We start from the raw sequence: 272 nt of genomic DNA, 5'->3' as shown, positions 1-272 counted from the left end.
GGCGGATGATCGCCTCCACCGGATTGACGGTCCCCAGCAGATTGGACACCAGCGTGAACGAGACGACCTTCGTCCGCTCCGTGATCACCTCATCCAGATGCGACAGATCCAAACGCCCGTCATCCGTCAGCCCGAACCACTTCAGCTTCGCGCCCGTACGCTGGGCCAGGAGCTGCCAGGGGACGATGTTGGAGTGGTGCTCCATCTCCGTGATGACGATCTCGGTGTCCCTATCCACCCGGTAGGGCTCCTCGGCCCAGCCGAGCATGTTG

Annotated in this window: 1 protein-coding gene; it reads right to left on the bottom strand. The window is 62.9% G+C overall.

What is annotated here, in order from left to right:
- The coding region (locus tag IF55_RS35715; RefSeq protein ID WP_030893508.1) for an aminotransferase class V-fold PLP-dependent enzyme at nt 1–272 on the bottom strand (272 nt) is incomplete at both ends.

Origin of the sequence: Streptomyces varsoviensis, assembly GCF_000718635.1 — a bacterium.
GTDB lineage: Bacteria > Actinomycetota > Actinomycetes > Streptomycetales > Streptomycetaceae > Streptomyces > Streptomyces varsoviensis.
Note: the sequence above shows the minus strand (reverse complement) of the source record. Positions and strands in the feature narration are given on the sequence as shown.